This is a genomic window from Pseudomonas sp. RA_15y_Pfl2_54 (genome assembly GCF_963971015.1).
In the GTDB taxonomy this organism is placed as follows: Bacteria; Pseudomonadota; Gammaproteobacteria; order Pseudomonadales; family Pseudomonadaceae; genus Aquipseudomonas; species Aquipseudomonas baetica_A.
In genome coordinates this window covers 19,408-36,654 of record NZ_CAXAPN010000001.1, presented here as the reverse complement: position 1 = coordinate 36,654, position 17,247 = coordinate 19,408, and the positions used below count along the sequence as shown (strand labels likewise).

Here is a 17,247-nt window from a genome sequence, read left to right as displayed (position 1 = left end):
AAACTCCCACAAGGGGGTATGTGTTCACTCCATGAAACTGGCGCCATGACCCAAGCACTCATCGAACTGTCCGACCTGGGCTTCAGTTGGCCCGGCCACCCGCCGCTGCTGGACATCCCGGCGTTTCGTCTGGAACCGGGCGAAACCCTGTTCCTCAAAGGCCCCAGCGGCAGCGGCAAGACCACCCTGCTTGGCTTGCTCGGCGGGGTACAGAAACCCGATCGCGGCAGCATTCGCCTGCTCGGCCAGGAGCTGACCGCACTCTCCGCCGGTGCCCGCGATACGTTCCGCGTCGATCACACCGGCTACATCTTCCAGCAGTTCAACTTGCTGCCATTTCTCTCGGTGCGCGAGAACGTCGAGCTACCCTGCCACTTTTCCAGACTGCGCGCCGAACGGGCCAAACAGCGCCATGGCAGCGTCGATCAAGCCGCCGCCACCCTGCTCGCCCACCTGGGCCTGAAGGACGAGCGCATCCTCAGCCGTCGTGCCGATTCGCTGTCGATCGGCCAGCAACAACGAGTCGCCGCCGCCCGCGCCTTGATCGGTCAGCCAGAATTGGTGATCGCTGACGAACCGACTTCGGCGCTGGATTACGACGCTCGGGAAAACTTTATCCGCTTGCTGTTCGCCGAATGCCGCGAGGCCGGTTCGAGTCTGCTGTTTGTCAGTCACGACCAGAGTCTGGCCCCGCTGTTCGACCGTCACCTGTCCCTGGCCGAACTCAATCGCGCCGCCACGTCTGCCGAGGTCTGAGATGTATCTGTTTCGTCTGGCCATGGCCAGCCTGGCCAACCGCCGCTTTACCGCTTTGCTGACCGCGTTCGCCATCGCCCTGTCGGTCTGCTTGCTGCTTGCCGTCGAGCGCGTGCGCACCGAGGCCAAAGCCAGTTTCGCCAGCACCATCAGCGGCACCGACCTGATCGTCGGCGCCCGCTCCGGTTCGGTGAATCTGTTGTTGTACTCGGTGTTCCGCATCGGCAACGCCACCAACAACATCCGTTGGGACAGCTTCGAACACTTCGCCAATAACCCGAAAGTGAAATGGGCGATCCCCATGTCCCTCGGCGACTCCCATCGCGGTTATCGGGTAATGGGCACCACCCAAGCGTATTTCGAGCATTACCAGTACGGTCGCCGGCAACACCTGGAACTCGCGAAGGGGCGCGCCTTCGCCACCGATCCGTTCGAAGTGGTACTCGGTGCGGAAGTGGCCGATGCCCTGCACTACAAACTCGGCGACAAACTGGTGCTGGCCCACGGCGTGGCGGCAATCAGTCTGGTCAAACACGACGACAAACCGTTCACCGTGGTCGGCATTCTCAAACGCACCGGCACCCCGGTGGATCGTACGTTGCACATCAGCCTTGGCGGCATGGAGGCCATCCACATCGACTGGCACAACGGCGTGCCGGCGCGGGGCAATGGGCGGATCACGGCCGATCAGGCGCGCAACATGGACCTGACGCCGCAAGCGATCACCGCGTTCATGCTCGGCCTCAACAGCAAGATCTCCACCTTTGCGCTGCAACGCGAGATAAACGAATTCCGTGGTGAACCGATGTTGGCGATCCTGCCCGGCGTGGCGTTGCAGGAGTTGTGGAGCCTGATGAGCACCGCTGAAAAAGCACTGTTCGTGGTCTCGCTGTTCGTGGTGCTGACCGGGTTGATCGGCATGCTCACAGCGATTCTCACCAGCCTCAACGAGCGCCGTCGCGAGATGGCGATTCTGCGTTCGGTCGGTGCGCGGCCATGGCACATCGCAAGCCTGCTGGTGCTGGAGGCGTTTGCGCTGGCGTTTGCCGGGGTGATTGCTGGGCTGGGGTTGCTGTACATCGGCATCGCCGCCGCGCAGGGTTACGTGCAGGCCAATTACGGTTTGTATCTGCCGCTGGCGTGGCCGAGCGAGTATGAATGGACACTGCTCGGTGGCATTCTGGCGGCCGCGCTGCTGATGGGCAGCGTGCCGGCCTGGCGCGCGTATCGCCAATCCTTGGCCGATGGCCTGTCGATCCGTTTATGAGGATGTTCACCATGCCCCGCGCCATGCTCGCGCTGCTGTTACTGGTCGCCCTGCCCGTGTGGGCGGCGGTGCCCAAAGACCTGACCTGGTCGGAGATGATCCCGCCGGACGCCGCGCCGGAAGTGCCCAACATGACGCCGCTGCATGACCTGTCGAAGATGAGCGATGCGTTGTCCGCCGAGTCGGCGCCAGCGGCCAAGCAGGATTTGCCCGACGCCCCGGTGGTGCAGTCACTTGACGGGCAGAAGATTCGTCTGCCGGGGTATATCGTGCCGCTGGAAGTGAATGAAGAAGGACGCACCACGGACTTTTTGCTGGTCCCCTACTTCGGTGCCTGCATCCATGTTCCGCCACCGCCGTCGAACCAGATCGTGCATGTGAAAAGTGAGTTGGGCGTGAAGCTCGATGAGCTGTATCAGCCGTATTGGGTCGAGGGGCCGTTGCAGGTCAAAGCCTCGAGCAGCGAGCTGGCGGATGCGGGGTACCAGATGGAGGCGGACAAGATTTATGTGTATGAGCTGCCGGAGTGAGTCCCGCTAGTTTCGTGTTGTTTGAGCGGACGCCTTCGCGAGCAAGCCCGCTCCCACAGGGGATTTGTGTTGATGCAAGGTTCCACACAAATCAGCCCCTTCACTGTTTCATTGAGCTGAGTCAAAAGACCGTATCAGTTGGCTTCGTACCATAGGACATCAAACATTTTTAACGTCCTTTCGGAGCCCCCATGAACAAGTCCTTGCTCAGCGCTTCGCTGTTTGCCCTCGCGCTCGCAGCCCCGCTCGCCCACGCCCACGATGCCGGTGACATCCTGATTCGTGCCGGTGCGATCACCGTCAACCCGAAGGCCGACAGCTCCAGCGTCAAGGTCGATCAGGGGCCGTTGAGCGGCACCAATCTGGGCGGCAAGGCGACCATGAGCAGCGACACTCAACTGGGCCTGAACTTCGCTTACATGCTCACCAACCACGTCGGCATTGAGTTGCTCGCGGCCACGCCGTTCGAACATGACGTGAAGCTCAAAGGCACCGGCCTGGCAGCAGCCAACGGCAAGCTCGGCACACTGAAACACCTGCCACCGACCCTCAGCGTCGTCTACTACCCGCTGGATTCGAAATCGCCGTTCCAACCGTACGTGGGCGGCGGCATCAACTACACCTGGATCTACGACGAGCACGTCGGCAGCGAAGCCAGCGCCAACGGCTTCAGCAACTTCAAGGCGAAAAACTCCTGGGGCCTGGCCTGGCAGGTCGGCGCGGACTACATGCTGACCGACAAAATCATGCTCAACGCCCAAGTGCGCTACATCGACATCGATACCCGCGCCACCGTCGAGAACAACGCCGTGGCGCCCGGTACTCGCGCACGGGTGAATGTGGATGTTGATCCGTTCATCTACATGGTGGGTTTGGGCTATAAGTTCTAAGTCGATTGACCGAACGTTCACGTGGTGGTGAATGAGGCTTGGTGGTGAGCAGACTTCAAACTGACGGCAACTGCTTTGCGGTTGACCGGGGGAAAATCCCCTTGCCACAGGGATAGCGACAAATTCCGGCCGTGAAAAAGGCGCCTGTCACAGGGCGCCTTTTTCATGTCTGAAACAAACTTACTTGCCGAGCAACCGCGCCAGACCAACGCTCATCGGCGTCTGCCGGGGCAACTTGAAACGCTCAAGCAACCGGGTGTTATTCGCCCGCGAATGGCGGATATCACCGGAGCGGGCCGGGCCGAAGCTGACCGCTGGCAATTCACCGACGACGGTTTCCAGTTCCGCAAGCATCTGCTTGAGGCTCATCGCCTGATTCCAGCCGACATTCACCGCACCGACTTCCACTTCAGGCCTCTGGATCGCCTGCACCAACAGGTCAACCAGATCCTCGACATACAGAAAGTCCCGCGTCTGCTCGCCATCGCCGAACACGGTGATCGGCAAGCCTTTCTGCGCACGTTCGCTGAAGATGCTGATGACCCCGGAATACGGTGAGGACGGATCCTGGCGTGGGCCGAAGATGTTGAAGAAGCGGAAAACCACCGGTTCCAAAGCGTGCTGACGGCGGTAGAAATCAAAATAATGCTCGCCAGCCAGTTTGTCCGACGCGTAGGGCGTCAGCGGCGCTTTTGGCGTGTCTTCATCAATTGATTCGCCCTCGCCATTGTTGCCGTACACCGCAGCGCTGGAGGCGTACAACACACGTTTGACCCCGGCCAGGCGCATCGCTTCGCAAACGTTCAGCGTGCCGATGAAATTGCTCTGGTGAGTCTTCACCGGGTCATCCACCGACGCTTGCACCGAGGCCACGGCCGCCAGGTGCGCTACGGCGCTGCAACCCTGCATCGCTTGGGTGACCAGCACTGCGTCAGCCACATCACCGACAATCAACTCGACCCTGGGGTTGTCCAGCGGCAGATTGCTGCGTTTGCCGGTCGACAAGTCATCGAGAATTCGCACCGAATGGCCTTGAGCAAGCAATGCGTCGGTCAGGTGCGAGCCAATGAAACCCGCGCCGCCGGTGATTAAAACAGTCCCTTCAGCCATGTCGGTAAAACCTATCCAGTAAGCCCGGGAGCGCTGCACGCCAGGCGCGCGGCTTGATCCCGAATGTGTGCAGAATTTTCTTGCAGGCCAGGACCGCGTGTTGCGGTTCCTCGGCGGCGTCCGGCCGCGCGGCGTGAGCCTGAGCGGTCGGTGCTTCGATGGCCAGCGCGTGCAGGCTGCGGGCCTCGGTCAGAATCGCCTGGCCCAGCGCCAGCGGTGTGGTCGCCTCGTGGCCGGCGTAGTGATAAGTGCCCCACAGCGGCGCGGCGCAATCGAGTTGCTTGAGCACCGAAATGATCACCCGTGCGGCGTCATCGACTGGCGTCGGATTGCCGCGACGATCATCGGCCAGGAGCAACTCTTCCGGTTGCTCGGCACGGGCAAGAAAACGCCCGAGGGTGCCATCAGGGCTGTCATCGAGCAGCCAGCCAAAACGCAACAACACATGCTGCGGACACGCTGCACGCACACTTTGCTCGATGCGCCACAAGGCCTGACCACGCAAACCCAGCGGCACTGGTTCGTCTTTTTCGCTGTAGGCCGTGGCACGTGAGCCGTCGAACACGCGATAACTGGACGGCTGCACGAGGACGATATTGTGGTGCCGGCACAGTTCGGCCAGACGCTCGATAGCGCGCTCCTGCCCGGCCATGCGGCTTTCGCTGACGATCTCGGCCTGGAACCAGTCGAAATAGTAGGCGAGGTTGATCAACGCATCGGGACGGGTGTCGTCGAGCAGTTGCGTCAGGCTCGCGGCATCCCAGCCGTCTTCGGGCGGGCGGGGGGCGAGGAAACCGATGTCTTCTTCCGCACCGAGGCGAATCAGCGCCTGCCCAAGGGCATTTCCGCCGCCCAGTAACATAAGGCGCATTCGCATAGAGTCAGCAGGCCCAGTCTGATTGGAACGATGGCTTTGGCGACGTTGCTTGTGGCCCCGTCGTCGATAATTGCCGGAATCGTTGCATTTTGCGGGTTTAGTGCGCAACCGTCACCCGTAAAGTGTCGATGGCCGGAATTTGTGTACGAGCAACTGCCCCATCGCTGGCCGCCACCGGTGCTGCGGCGCACACTCCTTTTGTGGGAGCGGGGTGTACGGGGTTTCTCGAAAATGCACCGTCCGTAAAGCCATCGAAACTTTCCCGAACCGCCCGCAGTCATCAACACACTGAGGCTGTACGGGGACTTTCGACGGGAGGGCGGCATGGCATCGATTCATATCGGCATTTTCGACTGGCGCTACGCCCCGTGGCGCGGGGATTTCGCCCCTCATGGGCTGGCATTCGCCTCGCGGGGGCTGCCATGAGCATTCCGGAACCGGTCGGTTTCACCGATGAAGGATCGGTCGTCGTGCCATCGGTACGCAGCTTCACTGTGCTGACGGTTAACACGCACAAGGGTTTCACCGCACTCAATCGGCGATTCATCCTGCCGGAGTTGCGTGAAGCGGTGCGCAGTGTGGCCGCCGACGTGGTGTTCCTGCAGGAAGTCCACGGCACCCACGAACTCCATCCCAAGCGCTATAACAACTGGCCGACGATGCCGCAGTACGAATTCCTCGCCGACAGCCTCTGGCCGCAGTTCGCTTATGGGCGCAATGCGGTGTATCCGGAGGGCGATCACGGCAACGCTGTGTTGTCGAAATTCCAGATCATCCGCCATGACAACCTCGACGTCTCGATCAGCGGCCACGAAAGCCGTGGCTTGTTGCATTGCGTGCTGCGCCTGCCCGGCGATGGCACCGAGGTACATGCGATCTGCGTGCATCTGGGCCTGCGCGAAAGCCACCGCAACGCTCAGCTTGGCTTGCTGATGCAGCGCCTTGCCGAACTGCCAGACGATGCTCCAGTAATCGTCGCCGGTGACTTCAATGACTGGCGCCAGCGTGCCGACGCATTGCTCAAGCCTTGCGGCTTGCGGGAAGTGTTCGCCGAACATCACGGCAAACCGGCGCGCAGCTTTCCCGCGCGTCTGCCGACCCTGCGACTGGACCGCATCTACGTGCGCAACCTCAAGACCCGTCAGCCAAAAGTGCTGGCGAACCGGCCCTGGTCCCACCTTTCCGACCATGCACCGTTATCGGTGGAGATCGAACTATGAACAGCGCACCACTGGAGAAGTCCGCCGCGGAATCGGTGAACATCACCCCGCCGATACGCGAACCCGGGCACGTCGATGTCGAATACCGCTGGCAGAGCAACAACCGCATCGAACTGCTGGAAAACGGCGAGGCGTATTTCCCGCGCGTGTTCGACGCGATGCGTGCAGCCAAGAGTGAGATCCTGCTGGAGACCTTCATCGTTTTCGAGGACAAGGTCGGCAAGGAGTTGCAGCAAATCCTGATCGACGCCGCCCGCCGTGGCGTGCGCACGACCGTCAGCCTCGACGGCTTCGGTTGTGGCGAGTTGACCACCGGCTATCTCACCGCACTGAGTGAGGCCGGCGTCTATCTGCAGATGTTCGATCCGGCCCCCAAACATCTGGGCATTCGCACCAACTGGTTTCGGCGCCTGCATCGCAAGATTGTGGTGGTCGACGGCACGGTTGCATTTATTGGCGGGATCAACTTTTCCGGCGATCACCTGGCCGACTTCGGCCCCGAGGCCAAGCAGGATTATTCGGTGCAGATTCAGGGCCCGGCCGTGGCGGACATTCACCATTTCGCACTGTTGCAAAGCGGGCGACCCGGACGTGCCAGATTCTGGTGGCAACGCCGCCGGCAGCGCCGGACAGAAATGGCCTTCACCGATCACGATGGTCAGGTGCGCCTGGTGTTTCGCGACAACAACCAGCACCACACCGACATCGAAGACGTGTATTTACAGGCCGTGCGCAGTGCTCAGCGGCGAGTGGTGATCGCCAACGCTTACTTCTTTCCCGGCTACCGCTTGCTGAAGGAAATTCGCAATGCAGCGCGGCGCGGCGTCGATGTTCGGCTGATTCTGCAAGGTGAACCGGATGTGCTGGTGGCCAAAATCGCGGCGCGCATGACCTATGACTATCTGCTCAAGGCCGGGGTGAAAATCCACGAGTATTGTCAGCGCCCGCTGCACGGCAAAGTCGCGCTGGTGGATGAGGACTGGAGCACGGTCGGCTCAAGCAATCTTGACCCGCTCAGCCTGTCGCTGAACCTGGAAGCCAACGTCGTGATCCGCGATCGCGCCTTTAACCGTGACCTGTTCGAGCGCCTCGAAAACCTGAGCCTCAACCATTGCCAGACGGTAGATCCGGCCATGGTTCCACGCGGACGAATCTGGCACATGACCGTGGGCTTTCTGGTGTTCCACTTTCTGCGGCATTTTCCGGCAATGGCCGGTTGGCTACCGGCACACAAACCCAGGCTCAAGCCGTTTCGAGGTGACCGCTCATGAGTCATACCCAAGCGCAATCGAGCGGCAATTCAGCGCCCGCCGCGCACTCACGCTGGAGCAAGTGGAAACGTCCGTTGACCGTGCTGTTTTTCCTCGCGCTGATGGTATTGCTGACGCTTTTCGCCCGCCGTATCGAGTGGGCCGACGTGTTGGAAACTCTCGCCGATTTCAAGCTGCGCACGCTGATCATTGCCGCCGGCCTGACGCTGCTGAGCTTTCTGACGTACGCCAGTTTCGACCTGATCGGCCGCACCTACATTCGCCAGGACCTGACCTGGAAACAGATCCTGCCGGTGGGGATCATCAGCTATGCGTTCAACCTGAATCTGAGTGCCTGGGTTGGCGGCATAGCCATGCGTTACCGGCTGTACTCGCGTCTGGGCGTGAGCAACAGCAACATTGCCAAAATCCTCGGGCTGAGCCTGGCGACCAACTGGTTCGGCTACATGACCATCGCAGGCGTGGTGTTCAGCAGTGGACTGGTGAGCATGCCGCCGGGCTGGAAAGTCAGCACCACAGCGCTGCAGGGTATCGGTGTGGTGTTGCTATTGATCAGTGCCGGGTATCTGGCCGCGTGCCAGTTCTCCAAGCGCCGCGAGTGGTCGATTCGCGGCGTGGAAATCAACCTGCCGTCGCTGCGCATGGCCTTGCTGCAACTGCTGCTGGGCGCGCTGAACTGGTCGTTGATGGCGGCGGTGATCTTCACCTTGCTGCCGAGCAAGCTCGACTATCCGCTGGTGCTCGGCGTGCTGTTGATCAGTGCGATTGCCGGGGTCATTACTCACATTCCGGCGGGGTTGGGCGTACTGGAAGCAGTGTTCGTTGCACTGCTGCAACACGAAGCGTCGCGGGGCAGTCTGGTGGCGGGGTTACTGGCCTATCGGGCGATTTATTTTCTGTTGCCGTTGTTGATTACGCTCGTGATGTATCTGGTGGTGGAGGCCAAGGCCAAAGCGCTGCAGATCGAAAAGACGCCTTCCTGATGTTGTTTTGAGGCTGCCGGCTTCGTCACGAGCAGCCCCCAATCAGGTACTCGGTGTTTTCACTGGCGCAGTGACACCAAACCGCGCGCGATAATCACTGGGCGCCAGCCCGGTAACTTTCTTGAAGGTCGCCCGAAACGCTCCTGGGTCTTGATACCCCACCTTCCACGCAATGTGATCAATCGTACCGTTGGTGAATTCAAGCATCTCGCGTGCCTTGCCGACGCGTAAATGCTGACAGTATTCGGTCGGTTTCAACCCGGTCGCGGCGCGGAAGCGGCGCAGGAATGTGCGCTCCTCCAACCCCGCGCGTTCGGCCATTGCCGTCAGCGAAACATCCGTCGCGCCAGTGCTTTGCAGCCAATGCTGAACCTTGAGAATCGGCGCATCGCCATGACTGAGGATCGGCGCAAAATGACTGCCGCACTCACTGGCGCTGTCGCTGTGTTCGATCACCAGAAACCGCGCAGTAGCGGTAGCGATGCTCGGGCCCAACAGCCTGTCGACCAGACGCAGCCCCAACTCCGACCAAGCCATCAGCCCGGCCGTGGTGATCAGGTCGCCGTCATCGACAATCGGTGCATCGGCGTTGAGTCTGATGTTCGGATAGCGTTCGGCGAAGACCTTGGCCGAGGTCCAGTGACTGGTGGCGCTGCGGCCGTCGAGCAGACCGCTCTCCGCCAGCAGAAAAGAGCCTGCGCAGACGCCGCCAAGCGTTGCGCCACGGGCGTGTTGTTCACGCAGCCAGTGCAGCAACCCGGTTGATGCCTGAGCTTCGCAGAAACCACCGATCGAGGGTGGAATCAGTACCGCCAGCAATTCGCTTTCGCCCCCCGTACAACTGTCGAAAACCCGCTTCGGCGCCTGATCGCCTTCAACCTGCCAATGACTGACCCGCAGTAACGGCAGTTGTGCAGCCTCATGCTCGGCGGCAATCCCGTTCGCCACCGCGAACAGATCAGTCAAACCGTGCACGGCCGCCATTTGTGCGCCGGGATAAATCAGCACGCCCAACCCGGCCACGGCAGCCCTTTGTGCACCCATTGTCAGTTTTCCCCTGTCTATTGTCGGTGCGGCCAATCCTCGAGTCGCTCGGCAGCGCCAATACTGAAGGCACTTCCAGCCAATCCATCGAGGACACACCCATGGCCAAGCAAGCGCTCATCGTAGTCGATATCCAGAATGACTACTTCCCCCAAGGCAAATGGCCGCTCACCGGTGCCGACGCCGCTGCCGACAACGCCGCGCGACTGATCGCAGCCTTCCGCGAAGCCGGCGATTCGGTGGTGTTCATTCGACATGAGTTCACCTCATCGGACGCCGCGTTTTTCACCCCCGGCTCGGACGGCGCCAAACTGCACCCCAAAGTGCTCAATCGTGCCGACGAACCCGTGGTACTCAAACACTTCGTCAACGCGTTCCGCGAAACCGAGTTGCAATCGATTCTCGACGAACAAGGCATCAAGGAACTGGTGGTGGTCGGCAGCATGAGCCACGTGTGCATCGACGGCATCACCCGTGCGGCGGCGGATCTGGGCTATGACGTCACGGTGATTCACGACGCCTGCGCCAGCCGCGATCTGGAGTTCAACGGCATGACCGTACCGGCAGACCACGTCCACGCGGCCTTCATGTCAGCCCTGGGCTTCGCTTACGCCAGCGTGGTGTCCACCGACGAGTTCCTCCTGCGCTGACGCTGCCGGAAACACTTTGCAAAATAAACTGCGCCCGCCCCGTTGCGGGCGTTTTTGCGAGCGCCGGAAAAATCTCACGCGTGAGCCATTGATGGCACTTTGAATTGGTTGTAGTGTGGCCCACGCGTGAGATGTTCATAACGGAATCAATGCCATGAAAAGCCGCTCCCCCGCTACCGCATCAGACCCAAAGGGAGTGCGCTCAAAACCGTCCGCGAAAAAACCATCCAGCTTTTATATGAAGCAGATGCGTGCGGGCCTGGCGGCTGCCGGTTATGTGAAACACGAAACTTGGGTGCTTCCGGAAAACCGAAGCTTGCTCAAACAAATGGAGCAACAGCTACGCCAACCGATTCTGGCTGGCTCTTTCATGTCGGAGAATTACATGAGCGCAGGCAACAACTGGAATATCGACAGCCTCTTCAACGCCCTCAAGGCCCTGGACGAGGTCGCTTCGCAAGAGATCACGCTGTCTCTGATCCAGAGCTCCGAACCCAGCATCAAGCTGGAAATGAACGAATTCGGCGGTCTGCCGATTCACATCGCCCTGGCCGGCGCACAGATCATCGTCGACACCGTGCTGGTGGACATCGATTCGATCACCGACGTGCGCGCCTTCAACGACGCCGTACTGCGCAGCCGGGAAATGTTCCCGCTGTCGTCGATCGGTATCGAGTCGATGCCGAACGGGCAGACCGTCTACAACATGTTTGGCGCCCTCAGCGCCGACTCGAGCCTGACCAACGTGGTGACCGAGGTGAAAACCCTGGTCGATAACGTGCAGCGCGCCAGCGAAGCCTTCGAACACTTCTTCAAGTAATCAACAGGGAATATCCAATGACTCAGTCCATCTGGAGCAAGTTGTTCACCGCACTGCGCGGCGGCGCCAATGAAGTCGGCGAAGCGATCGTCGACCAACAGGCCCTGCGCATCCTCGACCAGGAAATCCGCGATGCGGATACCGCGCTGTCGAACGCCCGTCGCGAATTGATCACCATCATGGCCAAGCACAAGCTGGCCGCCGACCGCGTGAGCGAGTACGACGCCAAGATCAAGGATCTGGAAGCCAAGGCTGTTTCGGCTCTGAACGCCGGTCGCGAAGACCTGGCGATGGAAGTGGCCGAAGCGATTTCGACCCTGACCAACGACCTGACCGCCGAAAAAGCCCAAAGCGACGAGTTTGGCAACTATGCCGACAACATGCGCAAGGACATCAACAAGGCCGAAGCCCGGATCAAGAGCCTGCGCCAACAAGTGGACATGGCCAAGGCCCGTGACAGCGTGCAGAAAGCCCAGGTCAGTGCATCGATCGCCAGCGGCGGCGCCAACGGCAAACTGGAAACCGCGGTCGGCACCCTGAACCGCCTGCAAGCCAAGCAGCAGCAACGCGCTGCCGAACTGAGTGCGGCCGATGAACTGGCAGACGCTTCAACCGGCAACGACCTGGATCGTAAACTGCGCGACGCCGGCATCACGCCGAATGAAGGCAGCGCCAATGCGATTCTTGAACGCCTTAAGCAGAAATCCGCTCAGTAACACCGCGATAAAAAACCCTGTGGGGGCGAACAACCCCGCTCCCAGAGGGTTTGTGCTGAGCAAATGACGCTGCTCGTTCGTCGCTCGGCCCGGTACACTAGCGGCGCTTTTTACGACGAACACCTCCACCCGCTTCAAGGAACGTACCCATGGGATGGTTTAAAGATTTGCTGGGCACCAGCAACTGGCAGACCGCTGCGCCAACACCCACCGTCGCCAGTGGCCCACTCGGGATGGCCCAAGGCAAGGGCGTCAGATTCGATTCGACGCTGGCCCTGCTGCTCGACGGTTCGACTTCGGTACGAGTCCCCTTCGATCAGGCGATCTGGAGCGCAGGCTGGGTCGACCTCGGCCAGTCCAATAAACTGCACCGCTATTACATGAACGACGAGGATTTCTGGGTACAGATCCACGTCACCGGCGATGATCAGATCGAATCGGTCATCCTGTTCAACTACCTCAGTTACGTGACAGTCAACAGTGACGCCGAACTGCAGCGACTGGCCGGCCCCAACAGCCTGATCGGTTTGCCGACCTACACCCACGAAGGTGTCGAATTCACCCGCGAGTGGGGCACCGAACAAGGCCAGACCGAACTGGTGCCGCTGACCGAGCAGGTGGTCAACCCGGACGAGAGCTACACCATCGAACACCACGCCATGCTTTACGCCCGCGAGACCGGCCTGACCGATCGTCGCGAGCTGTTGTTGTTCTCCGTCGAACAAGACGAAGAAGGCACCGTCAGCCTGAGCACCTCGCTCGGCATTTCGCTGTACACGACTGACCTGAGCACCATTTAAATAAGGACGCTTTTCATGCTGGAAGTGCTGGCTGTCTCGCTGAACAAGACCGCTCTGACCGGTTTCATCGTTTACCTGATCGGCGCCGTGTTGCTGTTCATGCTGTTTCAATTCGTCTACACGCGCATCACCCCGCACAAGGAATTCGAGCTGATCCGCTCCGGCAACACGGCCGCCGCCATTGCGCTGTCCGGTGCAATCATCGGTTTCGCCATTCCTGCCAGCAACGTGATCGCCTATTCGGTCAACGTCCTCGACTTCGTGCTCTGGGCCGTGATTGCCGCAGCAGTGCAACTGCTGGCGTTTCTCGCCACTGGCCTGGTGCTCAAAGGCACTTCCCAGCGCATCGCCAACGGTGAAATCGCTTCCGGCATCTACGTCGCAGCGGTAGCGATCAGCGTCGGTATGCTCAACGCTGCGTGCATGACACCGTCCAACTGATCGGCAGGAAGCCTTAGATGAAACGAAGCAAGTACGTTCAGTTGTCCCTCGCCGCGTCGGTGGCCATGGCCATTTCCGGCGAAGCGGCAGCGGTGGATCAGGCGCGCAATTTCCAGAGCGTTGAGCAGTGCGTCGATGCCGAAGTGGCAGCCGACGTCTGCTCCAACGCCTACGTCGCGGCGCTCACCGAACACCGGCGTATCGCTCCGGCGTACGACGACAAGGCCAAGTGCGACGCGGACTTTGCTGCCGACTGGTGCCAGAAAAACTCCGACGGCCGCTTCGTGCCGAAACTCGGCGGTTTCAAAGTGCCGCAGAACGGTGAAACCCCACAAAATCTCGACGCCATCGCCGATGCGCAGATGCCGGCCGGTGACACGACGGCTGCCCAGAATGTGCAAAACACTTCCCACACCTCGAGTGGCGGCGGATGGCTGAGCGGATGGCTGATCGGCAACGCGATGAGCAACAACTCGAATCGCACGGTCTATCGCGACCGCGATACGCGCCAGCCCTACAACACCTCGACGCAGTCCAAAAGAATCGAGTCTGCGCCCCGTAGCCAACCGACCTACGAAAGCAGCAAAAGCAAACCGGTGAACGTCGCCTCCTCCACCTCCCGTGGCGGTTTTGGCAGCCAGTCCAGCGCCCGCAGCGGTTGGGGTGGTTGGGGCAGCAGTTCCGGCCGCTCGAGCAGCTGACGATGAAAAAGGTCCACTGCGCCGAGCGCCCCGACTGGAAACAAACGGCCGAGAGCCTCGGCTTTATGTTCCACACCATCGACGACGAGCCCTACTGGGACGAAAGCGCGTATTACCAGTTCACGCTCACGCAAATCGAAAACGATCTCGAGGACCCGACCACCGAACTGCACGAGATGTGCATGGACCTGGTCGACCGCGTGGTACACAGCGAAGAACTGCTGGATCGCCTGAGCATCCCGCCTACGTACTACGACATGATCCGAACGTCCTGGCTGGAAGGACATCCGCATCTGTACGGGCGCATGGACTTTTCCTACAGCGGCAACGGCCCGGCGAAACTGCTGGAACTCAACTACGACACGCCAACCAGCCTTTACGAGGCGGCGGCGTTCCAGTGGGGTTGGCTGGAGCAATGCATTGAGCGCGGCACGCTGCCCAGCCATGCCGACCAGTTCAACAGCATCGACACCAAGCTGCATCAAGCCTTTGCCGAGTTGCAGCTCAAGCGACCTTTCTACTTTGCCTCAATGAAAGACTCGGTCGAGGATAAAGGCACCACCGATTACCTGCGACTGATCGCGGAAAAGGTCGGCATCGAATCCCGGCACATCGACATCGAAGACATTGGCCTGACGGCCGAGGGCCGCTTTGTCGACCTGCAAGATCGCTGGATCCCGCACCTGTTCAAGCTGCACGCCTGGGAATTCATCTTCCATGAACCGTTCGGCGCGGCGATTGCCGAGTGCGATACGCAGTTTTTCGAGCCTGCGTGGAAAGCGATCCTGTCGAACAAAGGCGCACTGCCGCTGTTGTGGGAGTTGCACAAAGGCCATCCGAATCTGCTCGCAGCGCACCTCGATCCGAACCCGGCCAGTGCCGTGCCCAAAGGCTGGGTGCGCAAACCGTACTTCTCCCGGGAAGGTGCAAACATCGAACTGCAAACCGCGCAAGGTCTGATCGTCAAAGAAGATGGGCCCTACACCGATGCGCCATTTATCCTTCAGGAGTTCGCACCACTGCCGAAGTTCGGTAACAGCTACACGCTGATCGGCTCCTGGGTGATTGGCGATCAGGCGGCGGGTATTGGCGTGCGTGAGGACAACAGTCTGATCACCAAGGATTCAAGCCGGTTTCTGCCGCATTTGATTCTTGACTGACAAACCACCGCCCACAAAAAAGGCCTGTCGCGTTGAACGACGGGCCTTTTTATTTAGATCGTATGCAGCCAAGAATCAGAACGGAATATCGTCATCGAAGCTGTCGAAATCCGGAGCCGGTTGCGGTGCGGCCTGCTGTGGAGCCGGGGCCGAACGCTGCTGTGGCGCCGACTGCTGCGGGCGTGGAGCCTGCTGACGTGGCGTTGGAGCGGACTGCTGATAGTTGTTGCCGCCGCCTTGTTGGTCGCCCTGTTGTGGACGGCCGCCGAGCAGTTGCATGGTGCCTTGCATGTCGACCACGATTTCGGTGGTGTAACGCTTGATACCGTCTTTTTCCCACTCGCGGGTCTGCAGCTTGCCTTCGATGTAGACCTGCGAACCTTTGCGCAGGTACTCACCGGCGATCTCGGCCACCTTGCCGAACATCGAAACACGGTGCCACTCGGTCTTCTCGACCTTCTGACCGGTTTGCTTGTCGGTCCACTGTTCGCTGGTTGCCAGACTCAGGTTGGTCACGGCGTTACCGTTAGGCAGGTAGCGAACTTCGGGATCCTGGCCGCAAGTGCCGACCAATATGACTTTGTTAACCCCACGGGCCATAACGTTCTCCTAGGCTTCGCAAGCAGCCCCGGCCGGGTTGTTCACCAGGCGTTCGAGGGTGTCGCGATCCACTAATTCTTTGTCCAGTTTGATGTAAACAGCCGCTTCATCCGCAACTATCACTGCATCGGTTACCCCCACGAGGGCCTTGAGGCGCTCGACCAGACCCGCTTCGCGGATCGCCTCGGGCGACAACGGCAAGCGCAGGCTCGTCACGTAGGGAGGTTCGCGCATGGTAACAGCAAAGGCCAGCCAGATGGCAGCCAGCCCCGCACATCCGAGGAACACAACCGACAGACCGCCATGCTGAAACAGCCAGCCGCCGAGTATCCCGCCGAGTGCCGAACCGAGGAACTGACTGGTGGAATACACGCCCATGGCCGTGCCCTTGCCACCTGCCGGTGAAACCTTGCTGATCAGCGACGGCAGAGAAGCCTCCAGCAGATTGAACGCGGTGAAGAACACCACCGTGCCGATCACCAGAGCCCGCAGGCTGTCACCGAACTTCCAGAAGAATAGCTCAGTCAGCATCAGCGTCATGACGGCGCCGAGCAAGATTCGTTTCATTTTGCGTTTCTTCTCGCCATAGATGATGAACGGGATCATGGCGAAGAAAGAAATCAGCAGCGCGGTCAGGTAAACCCACCAATGCTGCTCCTTGGGCAACCCGGCTTTTTCCACCAGGGCCAAGGGCAGCGCGACGAAGCTCGACATGAGCATCGCGTGCAATACAAAGATGCCAAGATCGAGGCGCAGCAGATCGGGATGCTTGAGCGTCGGCAGCAGCGCCTGACGCGCCACGCCGGACTCACGATGCTGCAACGGCCCGGTTGAGCGCGGCACCATGAACATGATGATCAGGATCCCGATCAGTGCCATGCCGCCTGTAGCGAGGAACAGTCCGGACAAACCGAAAACCCGGGTCAGCAGCGGCCCGACCACCATCGCCACAGCGAAGGACAAACCGATGGTCATGCCGATCATCGCCATCGCTTTGGTGCGGTGCTGTTCACGGGTCAGGTCGGAGAGCAAGGCCATGACCGCGGCGGAGATCGCGCCGGCGCCCTGCAGGATCCGCCCGGCGATCACGCCCCAGATCGAATCGGCCTGGGACGCCAGCACACTGCCGAGGGCGAAGACGATCAGCCCCAGGTAAATGACCGGCCGGCGGCCAATGCGGTCGGAAATGATCCCGAACGGAATCTGAAAAATCGCCTGGGTCAGGCCGTAAGCACCAATTGCCAGCCCGATCAGGGCCGGGGTCGCGCCTGCCAGATCCATGCCGTAGGTCGCCAGTACTGGCAACACCATGAACATGCCAAGCATACGGAAGGCGAACACCAGGGCCAGACCGCTCGCCGCGCGGGTCTCGCTGCCACTCATGCGTTCGCTGTGGGGATCGTGCATGGAA

General features: G+C 60.5%; 19 protein-coding genes and 1 pseudogene. 15 read left to right on the top strand and 5 right to left on the bottom strand.

Annotated elements, in window-relative coordinates:
• Positions 1–45 precede the first annotated feature (45 nt).
• The 4 genes from AACY50_RS00255 (at position 46) to AACY50_RS00240 (ending at position 3,443) form a co-directional block, all read left to right on the top strand.
• Complete coding sequence (locus tag AACY50_RS00255; RefSeq protein WP_339538025.1) at positions 46–756, top strand: ABC transporter ATP-binding protein; 711 nt, start codon at positions 46–48, stop codon at positions 754–756.
• Position 757: 1 nt separating this feature from the next.
• Positions 758–2,023: an ABC transporter permease gene (locus AACY50_RS00250; protein ID WP_339431296.1), complete on the top strand. Its 1,266-nt coding sequence runs from the start codon at positions 758–760 to the stop codon at positions 2,021–2,023.
• Positions 2,024–2,034: 11 nt separating this feature from the next.
• On the top strand, positions 2,035–2,553 hold the full coding sequence (locus AACY50_RS00245; RefSeq protein WP_339538024.1) for a DUF3299 domain-containing protein: 519 nt from the start codon (positions 2,035–2,037) through the stop codon (positions 2,551–2,553).
• 191 nt (positions 2,554–2,744) lie between these two features.
• Positions 2,745–3,443 carry an OmpW/AlkL family protein gene (locus tag AACY50_RS00240; protein ID WP_221730257.1) on the top strand — a complete coding sequence of 233 codons (699 nt, stop codon included), beginning with the start codon at positions 2,745–2,747 and terminating at the stop codon, positions 3,441–3,443.
• Positions 3,444–3,623: 180 nt separating this feature from the next.
• On the opposite strand, the gene AACY50_RS00235 is transcribed toward AACY50_RS00240, so the two are convergent.
• Complete coding sequence (locus AACY50_RS00235) at positions 3,624–4,553, bottom strand: NAD-dependent epimerase/dehydratase family protein (protein ID WP_339431294.1); 930 nt, start codon at positions 4,551–4,553, stop codon at positions 3,624–3,626.
• Positions 4,546–5,430 (bottom strand): sugar nucleotide-binding protein, encoded by an 885-nt coding sequence (locus AACY50_RS00230; RefSeq protein ID WP_339538023.1) that lies wholly within the window; start codon positions 5,428–5,430, stop codon positions 4,546–4,548. The genes AACY50_RS00235 and AACY50_RS00230 overlap by 8 nt, the downstream gene beginning before the upstream one ends.
• A 324-nt stretch (positions 5,431–5,754) precedes the next feature.
• Here AACY50_RS00230 and AACY50_RS28615 point away from each other — a divergent pair.
• The 4 genes and pseudogenes from AACY50_RS28615 to AACY50_RS00215 form a co-directional block, all read left to right on the top strand.
• Positions 5,755–5,850: pseudogene (locus AACY50_RS28615) on the top strand (DUF72 domain-containing protein); the annotation flags it as partial.
• A 2-nt stretch (positions 5,851–5,852) separates the two neighbouring features.
• Entirely contained in the window at positions 5,853–6,650 is a 798-nt protein-coding gene (locus tag AACY50_RS00225) for an endonuclease/exonuclease/phosphatase family protein (protein WP_339431292.1), read from the top strand.
• The gene (gene clsB, locus AACY50_RS00220) at positions 6,647–7,921 is read left to right on the top strand and encodes a cardiolipin synthase ClsB (protein WP_339431291.1); all 1,275 of its coding nucleotides are present in this window, start codon (positions 6,647–6,649) and stop codon (positions 7,919–7,921) included. The genes AACY50_RS00225 and clsB overlap by 4 nt, the downstream gene beginning before the upstream one ends.
• Positions 7,918–8,904: a lysylphosphatidylglycerol synthase domain-containing protein gene (locus tag AACY50_RS00215; RefSeq protein WP_339495771.1), complete on the top strand. Its 987-nt coding sequence runs from the start codon at positions 7,918–7,920 to the stop codon at positions 8,902–8,904. Before clsB ends, AACY50_RS00215 begins: the two co-directional genes overlap by 4 nt.
• Positions 8,905–8,946: 42 nt before the next feature.
• Here the strand turns inward: AACY50_RS00215 and AACY50_RS00210 are convergent, their stop codons facing one another.
• Positions 8,947–9,948, bottom strand: a complete 1,002-nt coding sequence (locus tag AACY50_RS00210) for a GlxA family transcriptional regulator (protein ID WP_339464764.1) — start codon at positions 9,946–9,948, stop codon at positions 8,947–8,949.
• Between the two features lie 101 nt (positions 9,949–10,049).
• Here AACY50_RS00210 and AACY50_RS00205 point away from each other — a divergent pair, with 101 nt between their 5' ends.
• The 7 genes from AACY50_RS00205 to AACY50_RS00175 all read left to right on the top strand — a co-directional run bounded on the left by AACY50_RS00205 (position 10,050) and on the right by AACY50_RS00175 (position 15,236).
• Complete coding sequence (locus tag AACY50_RS00205; RefSeq protein WP_339431288.1) at positions 10,050–10,598, top strand: cysteine hydrolase family protein; 549 nt, start codon at positions 10,050–10,052, stop codon at positions 10,596–10,598.
• A gap of 238 nt (positions 10,599–10,836) precedes the next feature.
• Positions 10,837–11,418 carry a YjfI family protein gene (locus AACY50_RS00200; RefSeq protein WP_238547068.1) on the top strand — a complete coding sequence of 194 codons (582 nt, stop codon included), beginning with the start codon at positions 10,837–10,839 and terminating at the stop codon, positions 11,416–11,418.
• Between the two features lie 17 nt (positions 11,419–11,435).
• A complete protein-coding gene (locus tag AACY50_RS00195; RefSeq protein ID WP_339431286.1) occupies positions 11,436–12,134 on the top strand; it encodes a PspA/IM30 family protein in 699 nt (232 codons plus the stop codon).
• A gap of 149 nt (positions 12,135–12,283) precedes the next feature.
• Entirely contained in the window at positions 12,284–12,934 is a 651-nt protein-coding gene (locus AACY50_RS00190) for a DUF2491 family protein (protein ID WP_339431285.1), read from the top strand.
• Positions 12,935–12,949: 15 nt separating this feature from the next.
• Positions 12,950–13,375: a DUF350 domain-containing protein gene (locus tag AACY50_RS00185; protein WP_339464766.1), complete on the top strand. Its 426-nt coding sequence runs from the start codon at positions 12,950–12,952 to the stop codon at positions 13,373–13,375.
• 17 nt (positions 13,376–13,392) lie between these two features.
• Complete coding sequence (locus tag AACY50_RS00180; protein ID WP_339431283.1) at positions 13,393–14,076, top strand: DUF1190 domain-containing protein; 684 nt, start codon at positions 13,393–13,395, stop codon at positions 14,074–14,076.
• A gap of 2 nt (positions 14,077–14,078) precedes the next feature.
• Positions 14,079–15,236 carry a glutathionylspermidine synthase family protein gene (locus tag AACY50_RS00175; RefSeq protein WP_339538022.1) on the top strand — a complete coding sequence of 386 codons (1,158 nt, stop codon included), beginning with the start codon at positions 14,079–14,081 and terminating at the stop codon, positions 15,234–15,236.
• Positions 15,237–15,311: 75 nt separating this feature from the next.
• Here AACY50_RS00175 and AACY50_RS00170 read toward each other — a convergent pair whose 3' ends face one another.
• Positions 15,312–15,836, bottom strand: a complete 525-nt coding sequence (locus AACY50_RS00170; protein WP_007917224.1) for a single-stranded DNA-binding protein — start codon at positions 15,834–15,836, stop codon at positions 15,312–15,314.
• 9 nt (positions 15,837–15,845) lie between these two features.
• Positions 15,846–17,243: an MFS transporter gene (locus AACY50_RS00165; protein ID WP_339431281.1), complete on the bottom strand. Its 1,398-nt coding sequence runs from the start codon at positions 17,241–17,243 to the stop codon at positions 15,846–15,848.
• Positions 17,244–17,247: the final 4 nt, after the last annotated feature.

Bases quoted from the DNA above. Each gene is read 5' to 3' on its own strand.
- AACY50_RS00255 (WP_339538025.1), top strand. From the start codon at position 46: ATGACCCAAGCACTCATCGAACTGTCCGACCTGGGCTTCAGTTGGCCC.
- AACY50_RS00250 (WP_339431296.1), top strand. From the start codon at position 758: ATGTATCTGTTTCGTCTGGCCATGGCCAGCCTGGCCAACCGCCGCTTT.
- AACY50_RS00245 (WP_339538024.1), top strand. From the start codon at position 2,035: ATGCCCCGCGCCATGCTCGCGCTGCTGTTACTGGTCGCCCTGCCCGTG.
- AACY50_RS00240 (WP_221730257.1), top strand. From the start codon at position 2,745: ATGAACAAGTCCTTGCTCAGCGCTTCGCTGTTTGCCCTCGCGCTCGCA.
- AACY50_RS00235 (WP_339431294.1), bottom strand. From the start codon at position 4,553: ATGGCTGAAGGGACTGTTTTAATCACCGGCGGCGCGGGTTTCATTGGC.
- AACY50_RS00230 (WP_339538023.1), bottom strand. From the start codon at position 5,430: ATGCGAATGCGCCTTATGTTACTGGGCGGCGGAAATGCCCTTGGGCAG.
- AACY50_RS00225 (WP_339431292.1), top strand. From the start codon at position 5,853: ATGAGCATTCCGGAACCGGTCGGTTTCACCGATGAAGGATCGGTCGTC.
- clsB (WP_339431291.1), top strand. From the start codon at position 6,647: ATGAACAGCGCACCACTGGAGAAGTCCGCCGCGGAATCGGTGAACATC.
- AACY50_RS00215 (WP_339495771.1), top strand. From the start codon at position 7,918: ATGAGTCATACCCAAGCGCAATCGAGCGGCAATTCAGCGCCCGCCGCG.
- AACY50_RS00210 (WP_339464764.1), bottom strand. From the start codon at position 9,948: ATGGGTGCACAAAGGGCTGCCGTGGCCGGGTTGGGCGTGCTGATTTAT.
- AACY50_RS00205 (WP_339431288.1), top strand. From the start codon at position 10,050: ATGGCCAAGCAAGCGCTCATCGTAGTCGATATCCAGAATGACTACTTC.
- AACY50_RS00200 (WP_238547068.1), top strand. From the start codon at position 10,837: ATGAAGCAGATGCGTGCGGGCCTGGCGGCTGCCGGTTATGTGAAACAC.
- AACY50_RS00195 (WP_339431286.1), top strand. From the start codon at position 11,436: ATGACTCAGTCCATCTGGAGCAAGTTGTTCACCGCACTGCGCGGCGGC.
- AACY50_RS00190 (WP_339431285.1), top strand. From the start codon at position 12,284: ATGGGATGGTTTAAAGATTTGCTGGGCACCAGCAACTGGCAGACCGCT.
- AACY50_RS00185 (WP_339464766.1), top strand. From the start codon at position 12,950: ATGCTGGAAGTGCTGGCTGTCTCGCTGAACAAGACCGCTCTGACCGGT.
- AACY50_RS00180 (WP_339431283.1), top strand. From the start codon at position 13,393: ATGAAACGAAGCAAGTACGTTCAGTTGTCCCTCGCCGCGTCGGTGGCC.
- AACY50_RS00175 (WP_339538022.1), top strand. From the start codon at position 14,079: ATGAAAAAGGTCCACTGCGCCGAGCGCCCCGACTGGAAACAAACGGCC.
- AACY50_RS00170 (WP_007917224.1), bottom strand. From the start codon at position 15,836: ATGGCCCGTGGGGTTAACAAAGTCATATTGGTCGGCACTTGCGGCCAG.
- AACY50_RS00165 (WP_339431281.1), bottom strand. From the start codon at position 17,243: ATGCACGATCCCCACAGCGAACGCATGAGTGGCAGCGAGACCCGCGCG.